The organism is Ruegeria sp. G7 (genome assembly GCF_056535465.1).
Window position 1 is genome coordinate 2,812,925 of the sequence record NZ_JBQFIL010000001.1, and the last position, 14,700, is coordinate 2,827,624.

Sequence of the window (14,700 nt, forward strand, 5' to 3'; positions counted from 1 at the left end):
CGGGCCGTCTAGGGCCCGCCCCCAACAAATCATCACCAAAAATGTGGGGACAGAGAGATGTCTGGTGCGAAACCCGGCCAAGGCGGGCTGATCGACCATATCGAAGAGACGATGATCGCGCTGCTCTTGGGCGTGATGACAGTCGTAACGTTCGCCAACGTCATTGCGCGTTTTGTTTTTAACTCCAATATCTTGTGGGCGCTTGAGTTGACCGTGTTCACCTTTGGCTGGCTGGTGCTGCTGGGGGCATCATATGCGGTCAAAAAACACGCGCATCTGGGTGTGGACGCGATCCTGAACATGCTGGCTCCGGCACCGCGCCGGATTCTGGCACTAATTGCTGTGGCCTGTTGTCTGGTGTTTTCGTTGCTGCTGCTCAAGGGGTCGTATGACTATTGGGCGGTCTTTGCCGACCTGCCGCCGACCTCTGGTCGCTGGTTCCCAACCGGGTTCGATTCCGGCGCGCGCAGTCAGAGCTTCTATGAGGTCGACGACATCCCCATGGTCGCACCCCTGCGTTTTCTCGAGGACCTGATCAACTATGGCGAGGCGTATGAGAAAATCCCGAAAGTCATTCCCTATCTGGTTCTGCCGGTGTCGATGCTGCTGCTGGTGATCCGGTTCACGCAAGCTGCAGTACAAATCTGGCGCGGCGAAACAGACCGCCTTGTCGCCAGCCACGAAGTCGAGGACGAGATCGAAGAAGTCCGCGCTCAGCAAGGAGAGCATAACTGATGGACGTTGTACTTCTATTCTCGATGGTCATCGGCCTGCTGCTGATCGGTGTGCCGATTGCGGTGGCGCTTGGTCTCAGCTCGACCCTGTTCCTGCTGATTTATTCCGACAGCTCTCTGGCCTCAGTTGCGGGCACGCTGTTTGAGGCGTTCGAGGGGCACTTCACCCTGTTGGCGATCCCGTTCTTCATCCTGGCATCGTCCTTCATGACGACCGGCGGGGTGGCACGTCGGATCATCCGCTTCTCGATCGCCTGCGTGGGGCATCTGCCCGGTGGTCTGGCGATTGCGGGCGTGTTTGCCTGTATGCTGTTTGCTGCTCTGTCGGGCTCGTCCCCGGCCACGGTGGTTGCCATCGGTTCCATCGTCATCGCAGGCATGCGTCAGGTGGGCTATTCCAAGGAATTCGCCGCCGGCGTGATCTGTAACGCGGGTACACTGGGTATCCTGATCCCGCCATCCATCGTGATGGTCGTCTACGCCGCCGCTGTTGAGGTGTCGGTCGGACGGATGTTCCTTGCGGGTGTTATTCCGGGCCTGATGGCCGGTCTGATGCTGATGATCACCATCTACGTCATGGCCAAGGTCAAGAACCTGCCCAAGGGTGATTGGAAAGGCTGGGGTGAGATCTTTGTCTCTGCCCGCGAAGCCGGTTGGGGGCTGTTCCTGATCGTGATCATCCTTGGCGGTATTTACGGGGGCATCTTTACCCCGACCGAGGCCGCTGCGGTTGCTGCTGTCTATGCCTTCTTCATCGCGAGCTTTGTCTACAAGGACATGGGGCCGCTTAGCACCGCGGAAGGGTCACCGAACCTGCCGCTGCTCAAAAAGCCCCATGCGTTGGTCACGGCCTTCTTCCATCCCGATACCAAGCACACGCTATTCGAGGCGGGCAAGCTAACCGTTACTCTGTTGTTCGTGATCGCAAACGCGCTGATCCTAAAGCACGTGCTGACGGACGAGCAGGTACCACAGCACATCGCCAGCGCCATGCTATCGGCGGGTCTGGGTCCGGTGACCTTCCTGATCGTGGTGAACGTGATCCTGCTGATCGGTGGTCAGTTCATGGAGCCCTCGGGCCTGCTGGTGATCGTGGCGCCCTTGGTGTTCCCGATTGCCATCGAGCTGGGTATCGACCCGATCCATCTGGGTATCATCATGGTCGTCAACATGGAGATCGGGATGATCACGCCTCCGGTCGGGTTGAACCTGTTCGTGACCTCGGGCGTCGCGGGCATGCCTATGATGAGCGTTGTGAAGGCGGCACTGCCGTTCCTGGCGGTTCTGTTCGTCTTCCTGATCATGGTTACTTACATCCCGTGGATATCGACCTTCCTGCCCAACACCTTCATGGGGCCGGAAATCATAACCAATTAGACCACTCAAATCGAGCAGTGAGACCGGGCAGAGCAATCTGCCCGGTTTTTCTTTGCTGCCTTGTATTGCGCTGTATAGCTCTTATCTCAGCCCCAGAGGACGACCTCAGCCATCATGGATGATCTTTCAGGACGACCTGAAACAAGCGTGAGGTTGTCTTATGCCCTGGATATTGTTGTTGTTCGCTGGCCTGCTGGAAATCGTGTGGGCCGTAGCCATGAAACAAACCGCTGGTTTCACCCGGCTGTGGCCGACTGCGATCATGGGTGTTTCCATGATAGGCTCTTTCGGGTTGCTGGCCATGGCGATGCGGGATCTGCCTTTGGGCACCGCCTACACCATTTGGACCGGCATCGGTGCCGTCGGCGCGTTCACGGTCGGCATCTTGTTTCTGGGCGAAGCTCTGACCCCGATGCGCGTCTTTGCGGCTGTGCTGATTGTCAGTGGCCTTGTCGTCATGAAACTTGCCTGAGCGTTGACGGATACACTCGCGTCGGGCAGCGTGTCAGGGCCATTCAAAGGATAGCCGCCCATGTTGACCGACGCTGATACCCGCCTGTTGTGTATCGCCTATGCCGAGGCGTTGAGGTCATCATCGCTGATGACGCAGACTGGTATCGCCCTGATGAAGCGCTTTGTCGCTGAAAAGCCCGATCTCTGGGCCGAAGACATCGCTGAATAGTCTCGCCTGCGTCAGGCGTTCTCGAGCGCCTGAATGATGCCCGAGAAATCGCTTGCCTTCAGACTTGCACCGCCAACCAAAGCGCCATCCACATTCGACACTGCAAATATCTCTGCTGCGTTGCCGGGTTTTACCGACCCGCCATAAAGCAGGCGCACCGAACGACCCACGCCTTCACCAAAACGACGTTCGAGCCGTGCGCGGATGAAATCATGCACCTCGCCGATCTCTTCCAATGTGGGAACCTTGCCGGTGCCTATGGCCCAGATCGGTTCGTATGCAACGACCAGGTTCTCGCCTGTGGATTGATCAGGGATCGAGCCTGACATCTGCCCGCCAATGATATCCAGCGTATTGGCGGCTTCGCGCTGTTCGAGGCTTTCGCCAACGCAGATGATCGCTTTCAGGCCTGCGTCCATTGCCGCGCGTGCCTTGGCGCGAATGTCTTCATTGTGTTCGCCGTGGTCCTCGCGGCGCTCGGAATGCCCCAGGATTACAGCCGAGGCGCCGGCGTCGACCAGCATATCGGCGCTCAGATCGCCTGTATGTGCGCCTGAAACCGCTGCGTGGCAGTCCTGACCACCGACAGCGATACCAGAGGCGCCAACCACATCATGGGCGCGGTGCAGTAGGGTTGCGGGGGGACAGATCAGGATATCAATTGGTGCCGAGGGGTGCAGGGCAGCAAGTTTTTTAAGCTCGGTCAGCGCGTCGCTCGTCCCATTCATTTTCCAGTTGCCTGCCGCCAGTTTGCGCCGCATCGCCAGCCCTCCGCGTGATCCGTTCTGCATTTCGGATATCACCCTCGGGCAAGGCTTACAATTGCGGTTGCAGTCTGCGCGCGCTACGGACAGATTGCGCGGGAAAAGACAGAGGGTGACATGATAGAGAACCTTGATCTCGCTACACTGGATCAACGCGATCCGGCGGAATTGGCAAAGCTGAAAGATGCTGTCGGGCGGGTCGGCTTTCTGACCGTCACGAACACGGGCCTCGGGCCGCAACGAGTGTCAGACGTCATCGCGGCCTATCGGTCTTTCTTTCAACAACCCATTGCCATCAAATGTGCCGTGGACATGGCGGCAACCGGTTCGAATCGCGGCTGGGGGGCATCGCAGTCCGAACAGGTCGATCCCGAGGCCAATCCCGACTACAAAGAAGTGTTCGATTGTGGATATGAGCTGCCGCCCGGCGATCCATATGCGGAGCGCGCGCTCGGCGTATATGCACCCAATCTTTGGCCTGATATTGAGGATTTCCAAGAGGTTATCCAAGCCTATTATACTGACGCTTGCGCCGTTGCGATGCGCGTGCTGCGGGCGATTGCTGTGGCGCTTGGTCAGGATGAGCGCAGCTTTGATGACGCCTTCGATACGCCCATGGCGCTGCTGCGTGGCAACTTTTACCCACAACGCCCTGATTGGGCAGGGAAAAAGGACTTTGGTATTGCCGCGCATACGGATTACGGCTGCCTGACTTTGTTGGCCACAGATGGTCAGCCGGGTTTGGAAGTACGCATGCCCGACGGCACTTGGCAAGCGGTCAAGGCCGAGCCGGGCCAGTTCATCATCAACTTCGGCGAAATGCTGGAATTCTGGACGGCTGGCGAGGTCAAGGCAACGTTGCACCGGGTGAAGGGCGGCGCGGCTGAGCGGATTTCGGTGCCTTTGTTCTTCAACCCGTCATACGACACCAATGTCGCGCCGCCGGGCTCAGGGCAGGTGATCCGCGCAGGCGATCACCTGACGCGCCGCTTTAACGAGACCTATGTGCATCTTCAGGCAGCGCCTTAGCGCTGCGCCGCAAGGGTCTCGTCAAATTTGATGGATTCTCCGCAGCCGCATGCATCGACCACGTTGGGGTTGCGGAACTTGAAGCCGGATTCCAGTAACGAGACCTCATAATCGATCTCGGTTCCGAACAGGAACATCTGGGCCATCGGGGCGATCATCACGCGTGCGCCGTCCTGTTCGACGACTTCGTCGTTCGAGTCAGCCTCGTCGACATAGTCCATGGTATATTCCATGCCTGCGCAGCCGCCTTTCTTGACGCCAATGCGCAAACCGGCATGGCCGCCGGATTGCATAAGCCGAACAATCTGTTGGGCGGCTTTATCTGTCAGTGTCACGGCTTGTTTGCCGGGGATGCCAAACATGATGGACTCCGTTTTCGCACGTTACCTCCAATTTAAGGCCGAGAGGCGTCGGGCTCAAGGGACTGTTGTTCAAATCCTGCGCCAGCGCCGGGTTGTCACATGGGGGCACAACGCATTAGCGTGACGGCAGAGCCTGAAACGGCTGGGATATATGCAGAGAGGTACGGATCGATGGCAGTGCAGAACCAAGCTGGAACCTGTGTTTTGATCGCCACGGTTTTGTGCGCGTGGACGCAAGCGGCGATAGCCGGGGACGAGGAAAAGCGACATCCCGTGAATTGTGCCACTGCGCCCGGAGACCTTCGAGCGATTGCGGTAGAGAAGAAGCACGCCGAAGATCAACAGCTTGAGGGGGTCGTCTCGATCCTGCCTGCGGGCGCGTTGCTAGGCCTGATCACCGGGACCGAGCAGAAACATCTCGAAATGCTCTCGGGTGACTATGTGAAAGAACTGGATGCGCGGGCGGCTCAGATCAAATCGACTTGCGGGCTGCAGTAAGGTGCAGGAAAAAAGACCGCCCTCGGGCAAGGGCGGTCTGATATCCGGGTTTGTTCTTTGGGGACGGCGAACGAGTCATGGCCCGGAAAGTCGGCACGGCGGGGATCGCCCTACCTTCGCCGCAACTTTGGCGGGCGTTCATGTCAGAAAGCCAAAGGATTGGTAACAAACGCATGACCGTTTCGCGACAAACGGCAAAAATCAGAAAACAGATGTTCAGATTACATGAAGCCAAGCTCAAGACGGGCTTCGTCCGACATCATTTCCATGCCCCAAGGGGGTTCCCATGTCAGTTCTACGTCGACTTCTTTGACGCCCGCCACGGGTTCTATGGCCTCGACGATCCAGCCCGGCATCTCGCCAGCGACGGGGCAACCCGGCGCGGTCAGGGTCATGATCACTTTGACGGCGTTTTCGCCAGTGATATCGATCGTGTAGATCAGACCGAGGTCATAGATATTGACCGGAATCTCGGGGTCAAACACCGTCCGGCAGGCTTCGACCACCGGTTCGTAAAGCGGGTGATCGATGGTCGACGGCGCAATCAGTGGGCTGCCTTCGAACTGTTCGCTGGGGTGGGTCATTGAAGCCTCGGGTCTGTTACCTGAGAAATTATATAGGGAAAGTGCCGGGCAGCGTCCAGAGGTGCCGTTGCACCTGTTTCAGACCTCTTGCCCGATCAATCGTTTATATCGTGGTTGAACGTTTTGACCTGACCATGCGGCAGGGCGAACATCCGGCGCAGGACCAGCCACGCGACCAATGACAGGACGGCAAAGATCAACAGCAAAACCGGCAACGAAGGGGCAAGGCCGGGGATCAGCAACAGCAGGCCGGTGATGGCCGCGCCGATGGCGAAGCCCAGAAATATGAAGCCCGGCAGGGCAACTTCAAGGATGGCCAGAGCAAGTGCTCCGGCCAGCCAGATCCACCATGTCAGCCAGAAAGGATCGGCCATCATTTGCCTCCTTTGAGCATGTTAAACGCATTGCCAAAGGCTTCAAGCGCGTTGGCGGGCACAACGATGGTTTGCGATCCGGTGCCGTTGCCCAAGGCATTCAGGGCCTCGACCTGTTTCAACGCCACCTGGTATTGTGCGGCCTCCAGCCCGTTATCCTGAATGGCCTTGGCCACGACCTGAGTCGCATAAGCCTCGGCCTCGGCCTCGATGCGGCGGGCTTTGGCGGTCTGTTCGGCGGCGTAAAGCTCGGCGTCGGCCTGCAGCTCGACGGCACGCTTCTGGCCCTCGGCCTCGGTCACCTGCGCACGGCGCGCGCGTTCGGCGTTCAACTGCTGCAGCATCGCATCACGGGTGGCCTGATCGAGGTTCACATCCAGAATCTCGGCGCGGGTCACTTCGATGCCCCAGTCATCGACGGCGGTTTCAACACTTTCCTGAATACGTTCAATCAGTTGCGCGCGGTTCGACTGCACCTCGTCCAGATCCATCTTGCCGATTTCGGCACGGACGATACCGGCTACTGTGGTCGCAATCGCGCCATCCACGTCACGGATACGATAGACCGTCTTTTCAGGTTCCAGAATCCGGTAAAACACAGATGTATCGATCTGCACCAGAACGTTGTCCTTGGTGATGGCGTCCTGCGTCGCGTTGGGCAATTGACGTTCAAGAATAGATATCTTGTGACGCGCAACATCCAGAAAAGGAACAATAAAGTTGATGCCGGGCCCGAGGACCGAGTGCAGACGCCCGAACCGTTCAACCACGTATTTCTCGGATTGAGGCACGATCTTGATGCCCTTGAAGATGACAATGGCAACCAGTGCCGCTGCCAGCAGATAGATGATATTGGATGTAAGCAGTCCGATAATCTGGTCTTCGATCATACTGTCCTCTATTTTTGTGTACTATAGTATACATTTGGGGATTGAGTCGCCCGATTTCAACTCTGGTATGGATTGTGGGGCTCAAAATGCAAATCTTTGAAGGCGTTTATGTGGCGTGGAATTTTCGCGCTGTGTCCACTTTGCATCCCGTGCGTGTTTGCGATATCGGGCCGGGATGAAACTGATCATAGACACGGACCCTGGCATCGACGACGCAATGGCAATCGCCTATGCCGCCGCAGCCACCGAGATTGACCTGATCGGCCTGACAACCGTATTCGGCAACACCCATGTCCACCAATCCAGCCGCAACGCGCGGTTTTTGGCAGACAAGCTGGGGCTGAACATCCCTGTGGCCGAGGGCGCGCCCTTTGCGCGCGGTGAGACAACGCATGCCCCGTCCGAGCGTGTGCACGGCCCAGAGGGTTTTGGCGATCTCACCGATATTCGCGAAGTCGGCCAGAATCACGCGCTGCCTGCGGCTGAGTTCCTTGTAGAAATGGCGCGGACCCATCGCCAAGAGCTGGTTGTATGTGCTGTGGGCCCGCTGACCAACATCGCGGATGCGATGCGGCTTGATCCCGAGTTTGCGGGCAACCTTGGTAAGCTGGTGATCATGGGCGGGGCCGTATTCTGCGCTGGAAACATCACCGAACATGCCGAGGCGAACATCTATCACGATGCCAAAGCCGCGGATGAGGTCTTTGCCGCGCCGCCACCCACGGTTTTGGTGGGTTTGGATGTGACGCTGAAAACGCTCTACGAAACCGCCGATTTTGAGGCTTTGGCCCTGCGCGCGCCTGATATGGGCGGCTTTCTGCGTGACATATCGCGCTTCTATCTGAAGTTCTACAAAGAGGTCGGCGGGCTTGAGGGCTGTGGCCTGCATGATTCAACCGCAGTGATTGCCTGCACGCATGAGCCGATGTTCGAGATGGTAGAAACCGGTTTGCAAGTGGCGTTGGACGGCCCCGAGATCGGCGCGACGCGACCTGACCCCGCGCGGCCGCCGGTGCGTGTGTGTCGGGATGTGGATGGGGCAGGGGTCGTGCATCTGTTTACGGAACGCGTGGCCTCGCTGCCCTGACGGGTTGCAATGCCCATGTAGATCGGGCAAAGCCTGCCCGGTTCAGCGACCCAAGGCGATGACATGACCCAACGATTTTCTTTTGATCTGAAAGCCACCGATGGCAAGGCCCGCACAGGTGTGATCAACACCCCGCGTGGCGAGGTGCGAACACCAGCGTTCATGCCTGTCGGTACGGCTGCAACAGTCAAGGCGATGATGCCGGAAAGTGTGCGGGCTACGGGTGCCGATATCCTGCTGGGTAACACCTATCACCTGATGCTGCGCCCCACGGCCGAGCGGATCGACCGTTTGGGCGGGTTGCACAAGTTCATGAACTGGGATCGCCCCATCCTGACGGATTCAGGTGGGTTTCAAGTCATGTCCCTTGCCGGTTTGCGGAAACTGACCGAGAAGGGCGTGACCTTCAAATCTCATGTCGATGGGTCCAAGCACGAGCTAACGCCGGAACGGTCGATGGAAATCCAGCGTTTGCTGGGTTCGGACATCGTGATGTGCTTTGACGAATGCCCGGCGCTGCCTGCCGACCGCGATCGGATCGCCAGTTCGATGCGGCTGTCGATGCGATGGGCCGAGCGCTCGCGTGAGGCGTTTGGCGATCGTCCGGGCCACGCGTTGTTCGGTATCATGCAGGGTGGGCTGGAACAGGACCTGCGCGCGGAAAGCGCCGAGGCGCTGAAGGCCATCGGATTCGAGGGCTACGCCATCGGCGGTCTGGCCGTGGGCGAGGGGCAGGAGGCCATGTTCGACTGTCTCGACTATGCACCCGACTATCTGCCCACCGACAAGCCGCGTTACCTGATGGGGGTCGGCAAGCCCGATGACATCGTCGGCGCGGTGGCGCGTGGGGTCGACATGATGGATTGCGTGCTGCCGTCGCGGTCGGGGCGGACGGGACAGGTGTTCACGCGGTACGGCGTGGTCAATATCAAGAACGCCCGACATGCCGACGACCCACGCCCGCTGGATGAACACTGCAGCTGCCCCGCATGCTCGAATTACTCCCGCGCCTATCTGCATCATGTGTTTCGCTCGAACGAGATGATCTCGGGGATGCTGCTGACGTGGCACAACCTGCATTACTTTCAGGAGATCATGCAGGGAATGCGCGACGCGATCACCTCGGGCACCTTCGCCGAGTGGCAGGCGCAGTTTCACGCGCAACGGGCGCAGGGCGATATCGAGCCGGTTTAACCGGGCTCTGCGTCTCTTCTATGCGATAACGCTTTGCTGAGTACTCGTTGGATCAGCCTGATCGAAAGCAATACGCTTGCGATCAACAACGGCAAAGCGATCGGCCAGAGATACAGTATCAAGTGACCGAAATAGAGTAAAAAGGCTTCCCATTCTATAAAGGCGGTCAGAATCAAGAGCACCAGAACGATGGTGGAGAGTGCGCCCAGAGCATCAAGCACTAAGCTTTTTACCTGAGAATCCGGGACTATGGGTGGTGTTTCGGTTTCTTTGTCGTTTTGAAACCATCTCATGCGAATGAAACGGATCGGAAGGACGCAAATGCCAAGCAATATCACCTCTTTGGTGTAGATCGGTAGTTTGACCAGAAGTACGGTTAGAAAAGCACACAGGATACACATCCCTATACGTCCGGACGGCCACCCGATTGACCACCTGATGCCAAAGGTCAAAAGCGCGGCAAGCGGTAAGTACAAAGCGATAAATATCAACAATAAATGAGGATTTTCGATGAATATCATTGAGCTATATTTGGATTTTAAACCTGCTGCAGCGAAGTGAGTGTGCAATGGCGAGGCTACACACCATAAAGTTGTGAAGTCAACATGGCCGTCTGACTACATCGAACTGATACCGCGGTGGCGCAGTAGGTTTTTTTGTTCGATTTTATGCCGTGCGCCGGCCATAGAAGACAAATTCGGTGGATATGTTCCAAGGACGCCTTGCAGTCGCCAAATCCTCGGGTCATGCTACTTCACGACGTAAGGCGATGAGGTTGAAATGGGGAAACAGGTGCCCCACCTTTATCGTCCAAACAGGAGACGGCCAAGGGTTGCCTGGATCAGGGACCGGTGTCGTCTTGCCAATGATAAGGATAGAGCATGCAAGAGCCTCTGAATTCCTCATACCCCGTCCTGCCGTTGCGCGACATCGTGGTGTTTCCGCATATGATCGTGCCGCTGTTCGTGGGCCGAGACAAATCGGTCCGCGCGCTGGAAGAGGTGATGCAGGATGACAAGCAAATTCTGTTGTCCAGCCAGATGGATCCCAGCGATGATGACCCGGATATTGACGGGATCTACCGCTCGGGCGTGCTGGCCAATGTGCTGCAGCTGCTGAAGCTGCCCGATGGCACTGTTAAGGTGCTGGTCGAAGGGCAGGCACGGGTGCAGATCACCGAGTTCCTTGAGAACGAACAGTTTTTCGAGGCCCGGGCCGAATATCTGACCGAAATCCCCGGTGATGTGACCACCACCGAAGCCTTGCTGCGCAGCGTCGCCGATGAGTTCGAGCGCTATGCCAAAGTGCGCAAGAACATCCCCGAAGAAGCGCTGGCTGCAGTCGGTGAGACCACCGAGCCCGCGAAGCTGGCCGACCTTGTGTCGGGTCATCTGGGCATCGAGGTTGAGCAAAAGCAGGAACTGCTTGAGACGCTCTCGGTCAGTGAGCGGCTTGAGAAGGTCTATGGCCTGATGCAGGGTGAAATGTCGGTTCTGCAGGTCGAGAAGAAGATCAAGACCCGCGTCAAAACCCAGATGGAGAAGACGCAGCGTGAGTATTATCTGAATGAGCAGATGAAGGCCATTCAGAAGGAGCTGGGCGACGGCGAGGACGGCAGTAACGAAGTTGCCGAACTGGAAGCCAAGATCGTTGAGACCAAACTGTCGAAAGAAGCGCGCGAGAAGGCCGAAGGTGAGCTGAAGAAGCTCAAGAATATGTCGCCCATGTCGGCTGAGGCCACAGTGGTGCGCAACTATCTGGACTGGATCCTGTCGCTGCCGTGGGGCACCAAGTCCCGCGTCAAAAAGGACCTGGGTCGCGCGCAGGACATTCTGGACGCCGATCACTATGGGCTTGAGAAGGTCAAAGAGCGGATCGTTGAGTATCTGGCTGTTCAGCAACGCTCGAAAAAGCTGAAAGGCCCGATCCTGTGCCTTGTCGGCCCTCCGGGCGTGGGTAAAACCTCACTTGGCAAATCGGTTGCCAAAGCCACGGGGCGCGAGTTCATTCGCATCTCGCTGGGCGGTGTGCGCGACGAGTCCGAAATTCGGGGTCACCGCCGGACTTACATTGGCTCGATGCCCGGTAAGATCATTCAGGCGCTGAAAAAGGCGAAAACCACGAATCCGCTGATCTTGTTGGATGAAATCGACAAGATGGGGCAGGACTTCCGTGGTGACCCGGCCTCGGCGATGCTTGAGGTGCTCGACCCTGAACAGAACAGCACGTTCATGGATCACTACCTTGAGGTCGAATATGACCTGTCCAACGTGATGTTCCTGACCACGTCGAACAGCTACAATATGCCTGGGCCTCTGCTGGACCGGATGGAGATCATCCCGCTGGCCGGTTACACCGAAGAGGAAAAATCCGAGATCGCCAAGCAGCACCTGATCAGCAAACAGGTCAAAAACCATGGCCTAAAAGCCAAGGAGTTTGAGCTGACCGATGAGGCGCTGCAGTCGATCATCCGCACTTATACCCGCGAGGCGGGGGTGCGGAACCTCGAACGTGAGATCGCCAAAGTGGCGCGGAAGTCGCTGACCAAGATCATCAAGAAAGAGGCTGACTCGGTTACCGTGACGCCCGACAATCTTGATGATTTCCTTGGGGTGCCCAAGTTCCGCTATGGTCTGGCCGAGCAGGACGATCAGGTTGGTGTCGTGACCGGTCTGGCGTGGACGTCGGTTGGGGGAGACCTTCTGCATATCGAAGCGCTGAAGCTGCCCGGCAAAGGCCGGATGAAGACCACGGGTAAGCTGGGCGATGTGATGAAGGAATCCATCGACGCGGCCTCGTCTTATGTGCGGTCGATCTCGCCCCAGATCGGGGTGAAGCCGCCTCAGTTCGACAAGATCGATATCCACGTGCACGTGCCGGATGGCGCAACGCCCAAAGACGGTCCGTCGGCGGGTCTGGCGATGGTGACGTCAATTGTCTCGGTCCTGACCGGTATTCCGGTGCGCAAGGATATTGCGATGACCGGCGAGGTCTCATTGCGCGGGAACGCGATGCCGATCGGCGGATTGAAGGAAAAACTGCTGGCCGCGTTGCGCGGTGGTATCAAGACCGTTCTCATTCCCGAGGAGAATGAAAAGGATCTGGCTGATATCCCGGACAATGTGAAGGAAGGGCTTGAGATCATCCCGGTCAAGCATGTTTCAGAGGTGCTGGAGCATTCATTGCTTCGCAAACCTGACCCGATTGAGTGGGACGAAGCTGCCGAGGAAGCCGCAGCTGCAGCGGCGCAATCTACAGACAGTAGCGGCCTGTCCGCGACGGCGCACTAAGTTCAGAGAGGCGGGCTTTGCCCGCCTTTTTGATTTGGCTGGATGATACGATGGCTATGCCCAGTGTTTTGGGAAAGGCTTTGGCCGATTTGGGGCTCATATCAAAACCGGTGGCATCAAAAATGCACCTCCGATACAATCTATATCCGCATTTGCAAATTCAGCGGTATTGTAAACAATCTGCCGCTCTTGAGGCTCGCGACGGTTTCGTAGGTCAGAAGCCTTAAATAACCCGAAGTTACAGGTTGACTGCGGCGACCAAAGTAAACTCTGCTGGCGTTTTTGCTGACCTTACCGCCGGGGAAAAACCAAGCACCATCGCACAAAGCGCAGGAATTCCGATGGGTTTCTTCTGCGAACGTCGTGACGAATTTTGGGCCATTTTTTTGGTTCTGGCACTGTGCAATTGCGCTTGTTATCCAGTTTGAACTCAGCGTTTAGCTTCTTACCCACCTTGGAACCGGCCAGATTTTTTTGCCTGAGCGGCAGTTTTGTTCTTAACTTGTTATGGTTATTTTGTGTGGTTTCTTTGTTCATGATATTCTCTATTCAATATCTCCGCTTCTTCGCTGCTTTCATCGTCGCCGTCACACATTGCGCTGGGGAAGCTTCACTTTTGTTCAACCGCGGCGAAGCGGGTGTTGATCTGTTCTTTGTGATTAGCGGTTTTGTGATTTACTTGGTCACGGAAAAGTCACGCGATACACCGCAAGCTTTTATCACTAAAAGATTTATCCGGGTAGCTTTACCCTACTATGTCCTACTCGCGTTCATTATATTCGACGAGGTGTATTTAGGCTGGACGAACGTAGATGATCGGCCACTTAATCTAAATGATGTTATACACTCGTTTCTGTTTGTTTTTGGCACAGAACCCAACGGAGTGTTCAGGCAACCTATTTATCCGATTGGCTGGACGCTCAACTACGAGATGTTCTTTTATGTCCTGATTGCTTTGTCGATACTGATTTCTCGACGTTATCGTCTGCTACTGGCGTCCTCGGCAATAGTAGGCTCGGCTGTGTTGCTCTGGATCATTCAGGCGGACGGCGGAATGCTCTACATGATGCAAAACCGAACTGCCATAGAATTCATCTATGGCATGCTAATTGCCTATTTCTACCTAAACAAGCGCGAAGCAATACTTGGGTTTCGGTTTTCCGTCCCGCTTGCAATTGTTGGAGCTTTGGTCGGTGCCGTGCTTCTTGTCTCCGGCCCTGAGATCCATCCTTACAGTAGTAGTCGGTTCATAACGACAGGGATCCCAGCAGCTATTCTAGTTGCTTCTTTGCTGGTGATTGAAATGGCAGGGCGCATGCCAAAAACCCAGTCGTTGTTTTACTTGGGCGGAGTGTCTTATTCGCTGTATCTGGTGCATCTGGTGGTTGCCGAGTTGTTTGTTCACTTTATTGGAATTGATGTCCTGCCGAGCCCGGTCTACGCCGTGGTCGCAATGCTCACGGCGTCGATGATAGCGGCGATAGCTTTCCACCATTTGTGCGAAAAACCACTTCTGGATTTATCTCGGCGTGTGAGCACTTATATGTTGAGCGGAGATTTGCGGACACGAAAATCTTCCTAACACCCACATCCAGCGCTTTAGGCTAAGTCAAAGCGAGCAGTCTCTGGGTAGAAGATAAGGTCGTACTTCAAATCGCCTCAAAACACTTTCGATGCGGTTCGTCGCTTTCAAGACCACAAAGAGGCTTTAAAGTGCCTGGTAGCGATTTGTTTTGTCAGAAAATGCGTGGTGGGTGATAAGAGATTTGAACTCCTGACATCTTCGATGTGAACGAAGCGCTCTACCACTGAGCTAATCACCCGTGGGGTCGGCT

General features: G+C 56.5%; 16 protein-coding genes and 1 tRNA gene. 10 read left to right on the plus strand and 7 right to left on the minus strand.

The window, feature by feature from the left end:
• The first annotated feature begins 57 nt into the window (after positions 1-57).
• The 4 genes from ACR3EN_RS14100 (at position 58) to ACR3EN_RS14115 (ending at position 2,793) form a co-directional block, all read left to right on the plus strand.
• Positions 58-735 carry a TRAP transporter small permease gene (locus ACR3EN_RS14100; protein WP_480821986.1) on the plus strand — a complete coding sequence of 226 codons (678 nt, stop codon included), beginning with the start codon at positions 58-60 and terminating at the stop codon, positions 733-735.
• The gene (locus ACR3EN_RS14105) at positions 735-2,111 is read left to right on the plus strand and encodes a TRAP transporter large permease (protein WP_480821988.1); all 1,377 of its coding nucleotides are present in this window, start codon (positions 735-737) and stop codon (positions 2,109-2,111) included. Before ACR3EN_RS14100 ends, ACR3EN_RS14105 begins: the two co-directional genes overlap by 1 nt.
• Positions 2,112-2,271: 160 nt before the next feature.
• Positions 2,272-2,583, plus strand: a complete 312-nt coding sequence (locus ACR3EN_RS14110; RefSeq protein WP_480821990.1) for a DMT family transporter — start codon at positions 2,272-2,274, stop codon at positions 2,581-2,583.
• Between the two features lie 60 nt (positions 2,584-2,643).
• The gene (locus tag ACR3EN_RS14115; RefSeq protein WP_480821992.1) at positions 2,644-2,793 is read left to right on the plus strand and encodes a hypothetical protein; all 150 of its coding nucleotides are present in this window, start codon (positions 2,644-2,646) and stop codon (positions 2,791-2,793) included.
• A gap of 11 nt (positions 2,794-2,804) precedes the next feature.
• On the opposite strand, the gene tpiA is transcribed toward ACR3EN_RS14115, so the two are convergent.
• Entirely contained in the window at positions 2,805-3,554 is a 750-nt protein-coding gene (gene tpiA / locus ACR3EN_RS14120; protein ID WP_480822413.1) for a triose-phosphate isomerase, read from the minus strand.
• A gap of 120 nt (positions 3,555-3,674) precedes the next feature.
• Between tpiA and ACR3EN_RS14125 the strand changes: the two genes are divergently transcribed.
• Entirely contained in the window at positions 3,675-4,586 is a 912-nt protein-coding gene (locus ACR3EN_RS14125) for an isopenicillin N synthase family dioxygenase (protein WP_480821994.1), read from the plus strand.
• Here ACR3EN_RS14125 and ACR3EN_RS14130 read toward each other — a convergent pair.
• Positions 4,583-4,948, minus strand: a complete 366-nt coding sequence (locus tag ACR3EN_RS14130; protein WP_480821996.1) for a HesB/IscA family protein — start codon at positions 4,946-4,948, stop codon at positions 4,583-4,585. The genes ACR3EN_RS14125 and ACR3EN_RS14130 overlap by 4 nt on opposite strands.
• A 171-nt stretch (positions 4,949-5,119) precedes the next feature.
• Between ACR3EN_RS14130 and ACR3EN_RS14135 the strand changes: the two genes are divergently transcribed.
• Positions 5,120-5,446, plus strand: coding sequence for a hypothetical protein (locus ACR3EN_RS14135; RefSeq protein WP_480821998.1), 327 nt, complete (start codon positions 5,120-5,122; stop codon positions 5,444-5,446).
• Between the two features lie 221 nt (positions 5,447-5,667).
• Here the strand turns inward: ACR3EN_RS14135 and ACR3EN_RS14140 are convergent, their stop codons facing one another.
• From ACR3EN_RS14140 to ACR3EN_RS14150, 3 genes are all read right to left on the minus strand, one after another.
• A complete protein-coding gene (locus ACR3EN_RS14140; RefSeq protein WP_170393211.1) occupies positions 5,668-6,030 on the minus strand; it encodes an SUF system Fe-S cluster assembly protein in 363 nt (120 codons plus the stop codon).
• A gap of 95 nt (positions 6,031-6,125) precedes the next feature.
• Complete coding sequence (locus ACR3EN_RS14145; RefSeq protein WP_480822000.1) at positions 6,126-6,404, minus strand: NfeD family protein; 279 nt, start codon at positions 6,402-6,404, stop codon at positions 6,126-6,128.
• Positions 6,404-7,294 (minus strand): SPFH domain-containing protein, encoded by an 891-nt coding sequence (locus ACR3EN_RS14150; RefSeq protein WP_480822002.1) that lies wholly within the window; start codon positions 7,292-7,294, stop codon positions 6,404-6,406. The genes ACR3EN_RS14145 and ACR3EN_RS14150 overlap by 1 nt, the downstream gene beginning before the upstream one ends.
• 175 nt (positions 7,295-7,469) lie before the next feature.
• Here ACR3EN_RS14150 and ACR3EN_RS14155 point away from each other — a divergent pair, with 175 nt between their 5' ends.
• Both ACR3EN_RS14155 and tgt read left to right on the plus strand, forming a co-directional pair.
• Positions 7,470-8,381: a nucleoside hydrolase gene (locus tag ACR3EN_RS14155; RefSeq protein ID WP_480870748.1), complete on the plus strand. Its 912-nt coding sequence runs from the start codon at positions 7,470-7,472 to the stop codon at positions 8,379-8,381.
• Between the two features lie 63 nt (positions 8,382-8,444).
• Positions 8,445-9,575: a tRNA guanosine(34) transglycosylase Tgt gene (gene tgt, locus ACR3EN_RS14160; protein ID WP_480822006.1), complete on the plus strand. Its 1,131-nt coding sequence runs from the start codon at positions 8,445-8,447 to the stop codon at positions 9,573-9,575.
• On the opposite strand, the gene ACR3EN_RS14165 is transcribed toward tgt, so the two are convergent.
• Positions 9,572-10,096 (minus strand): hypothetical protein, encoded by a 525-nt coding sequence (locus ACR3EN_RS14165; protein ID WP_480822008.1) that lies wholly within the window; start codon positions 10,094-10,096, stop codon positions 9,572-9,574. The genes tgt and ACR3EN_RS14165 overlap by 4 nt on opposite strands.
• Positions 10,097-10,456: 360 nt before the next feature.
• On the opposite strand from ACR3EN_RS14165, the gene lon reads away from it, so the two are divergent.
• Together lon and ACR3EN_RS14175 are read left to right on the plus strand one after the other, a co-directional pair.
• Positions 10,457-12,865, plus strand: a complete 2,409-nt coding sequence (gene lon / locus ACR3EN_RS14170) for an endopeptidase La (protein ID WP_480822010.1) — start codon at positions 10,457-10,459, stop codon at positions 12,863-12,865.
• A gap of 454 nt (positions 12,866-13,319) precedes the next feature.
• Complete coding sequence (locus tag ACR3EN_RS14175) at positions 13,320-14,447, plus strand: acyltransferase family protein (RefSeq protein WP_480918432.1); 1,128 nt, start codon at positions 13,320-13,322, stop codon at positions 14,445-14,447.
• 166 nt (positions 14,448-14,613) lie between these two features.
• Here ACR3EN_RS14175 and ACR3EN_RS14180 read toward each other — a convergent pair.
• A tRNA-Val gene (locus tag ACR3EN_RS14180) sits at positions 14,614-14,688 on the minus strand.
• Positions 14,689-14,700 lie beyond the last annotated feature (12 nt).

What these genes read in the sequence shown, in the direction of transcription:
- ACR3EN_RS14100 (WP_480821986.1), top strand. Translation starts at nt 58, where the DNA reads ATGTCTGGTGCGAAACCCGGCCAAGGCGGGCTGATCGACCATATCGAA.
- ACR3EN_RS14105 (WP_480821988.1), top strand. Translation starts at nt 735, where the DNA reads ATGGACGTTGTACTTCTATTCTCGATGGTCATCGGCCTGCTGCTGATC.
- ACR3EN_RS14110 (WP_480821990.1), top strand. Translation starts at nt 2,272, where the DNA reads ATGCCCTGGATATTGTTGTTGTTCGCTGGCCTGCTGGAAATCGTGTGG.
- ACR3EN_RS14115 (WP_480821992.1), top strand. Translation starts at nt 2,644, where the DNA reads ATGTTGACCGACGCTGATACCCGCCTGTTGTGTATCGCCTATGCCGAG.
- tpiA (WP_480822413.1), bottom strand. Translation starts at nt 3,554, where the DNA reads ATGCGGCGCAAACTGGCGGCAGGCAACTGGAAAATGAATGGGACGAGC.
- ACR3EN_RS14125 (WP_480821994.1), top strand. Translation starts at nt 3,675, where the DNA reads ATGATAGAGAACCTTGATCTCGCTACACTGGATCAACGCGATCCGGCG.
- ACR3EN_RS14130 (WP_480821996.1), bottom strand. Translation starts at nt 4,948, where the DNA reads ATGTTTGGCATCCCCGGCAAACAAGCCGTGACACTGACAGATAAAGCC.
- ACR3EN_RS14135 (WP_480821998.1), top strand. Translation starts at nt 5,120, where the DNA reads ATGGCAGTGCAGAACCAAGCTGGAACCTGTGTTTTGATCGCCACGGTT.
- ACR3EN_RS14140 (WP_170393211.1), bottom strand. Translation starts at nt 6,030, where the DNA reads ATGACCCACCCCAGCGAACAGTTCGAAGGCAGCCCACTGATTGCGCCG.
- ACR3EN_RS14145 (WP_480822000.1), bottom strand. Translation starts at nt 6,404, where the DNA reads ATGGCCGATCCTTTCTGGCTGACATGGTGGATCTGGCTGGCCGGAGCA.
- ACR3EN_RS14150 (WP_480822002.1), bottom strand. Translation starts at nt 7,294, where the DNA reads ATGATCGAAGACCAGATTATCGGACTGCTTACATCCAATATCATCTAT.
- ACR3EN_RS14155 (WP_480870748.1), top strand. Translation starts at nt 7,470, where the DNA reads ATGAAACTGATCATAGACACGGACCCTGGCATCGACGACGCAATGGCA.
- tgt (WP_480822006.1), top strand. Translation starts at nt 8,445, where the DNA reads ATGACCCAACGATTTTCTTTTGATCTGAAAGCCACCGATGGCAAGGCC.
- ACR3EN_RS14165 (WP_480822008.1), bottom strand. Translation starts at nt 10,096, where the DNA reads ATGATATTCATCGAAAATCCTCATTTATTGTTGATATTTATCGCTTTG.
- lon (WP_480822010.1), top strand. Translation starts at nt 10,457, where the DNA reads ATGCAAGAGCCTCTGAATTCCTCATACCCCGTCCTGCCGTTGCGCGAC.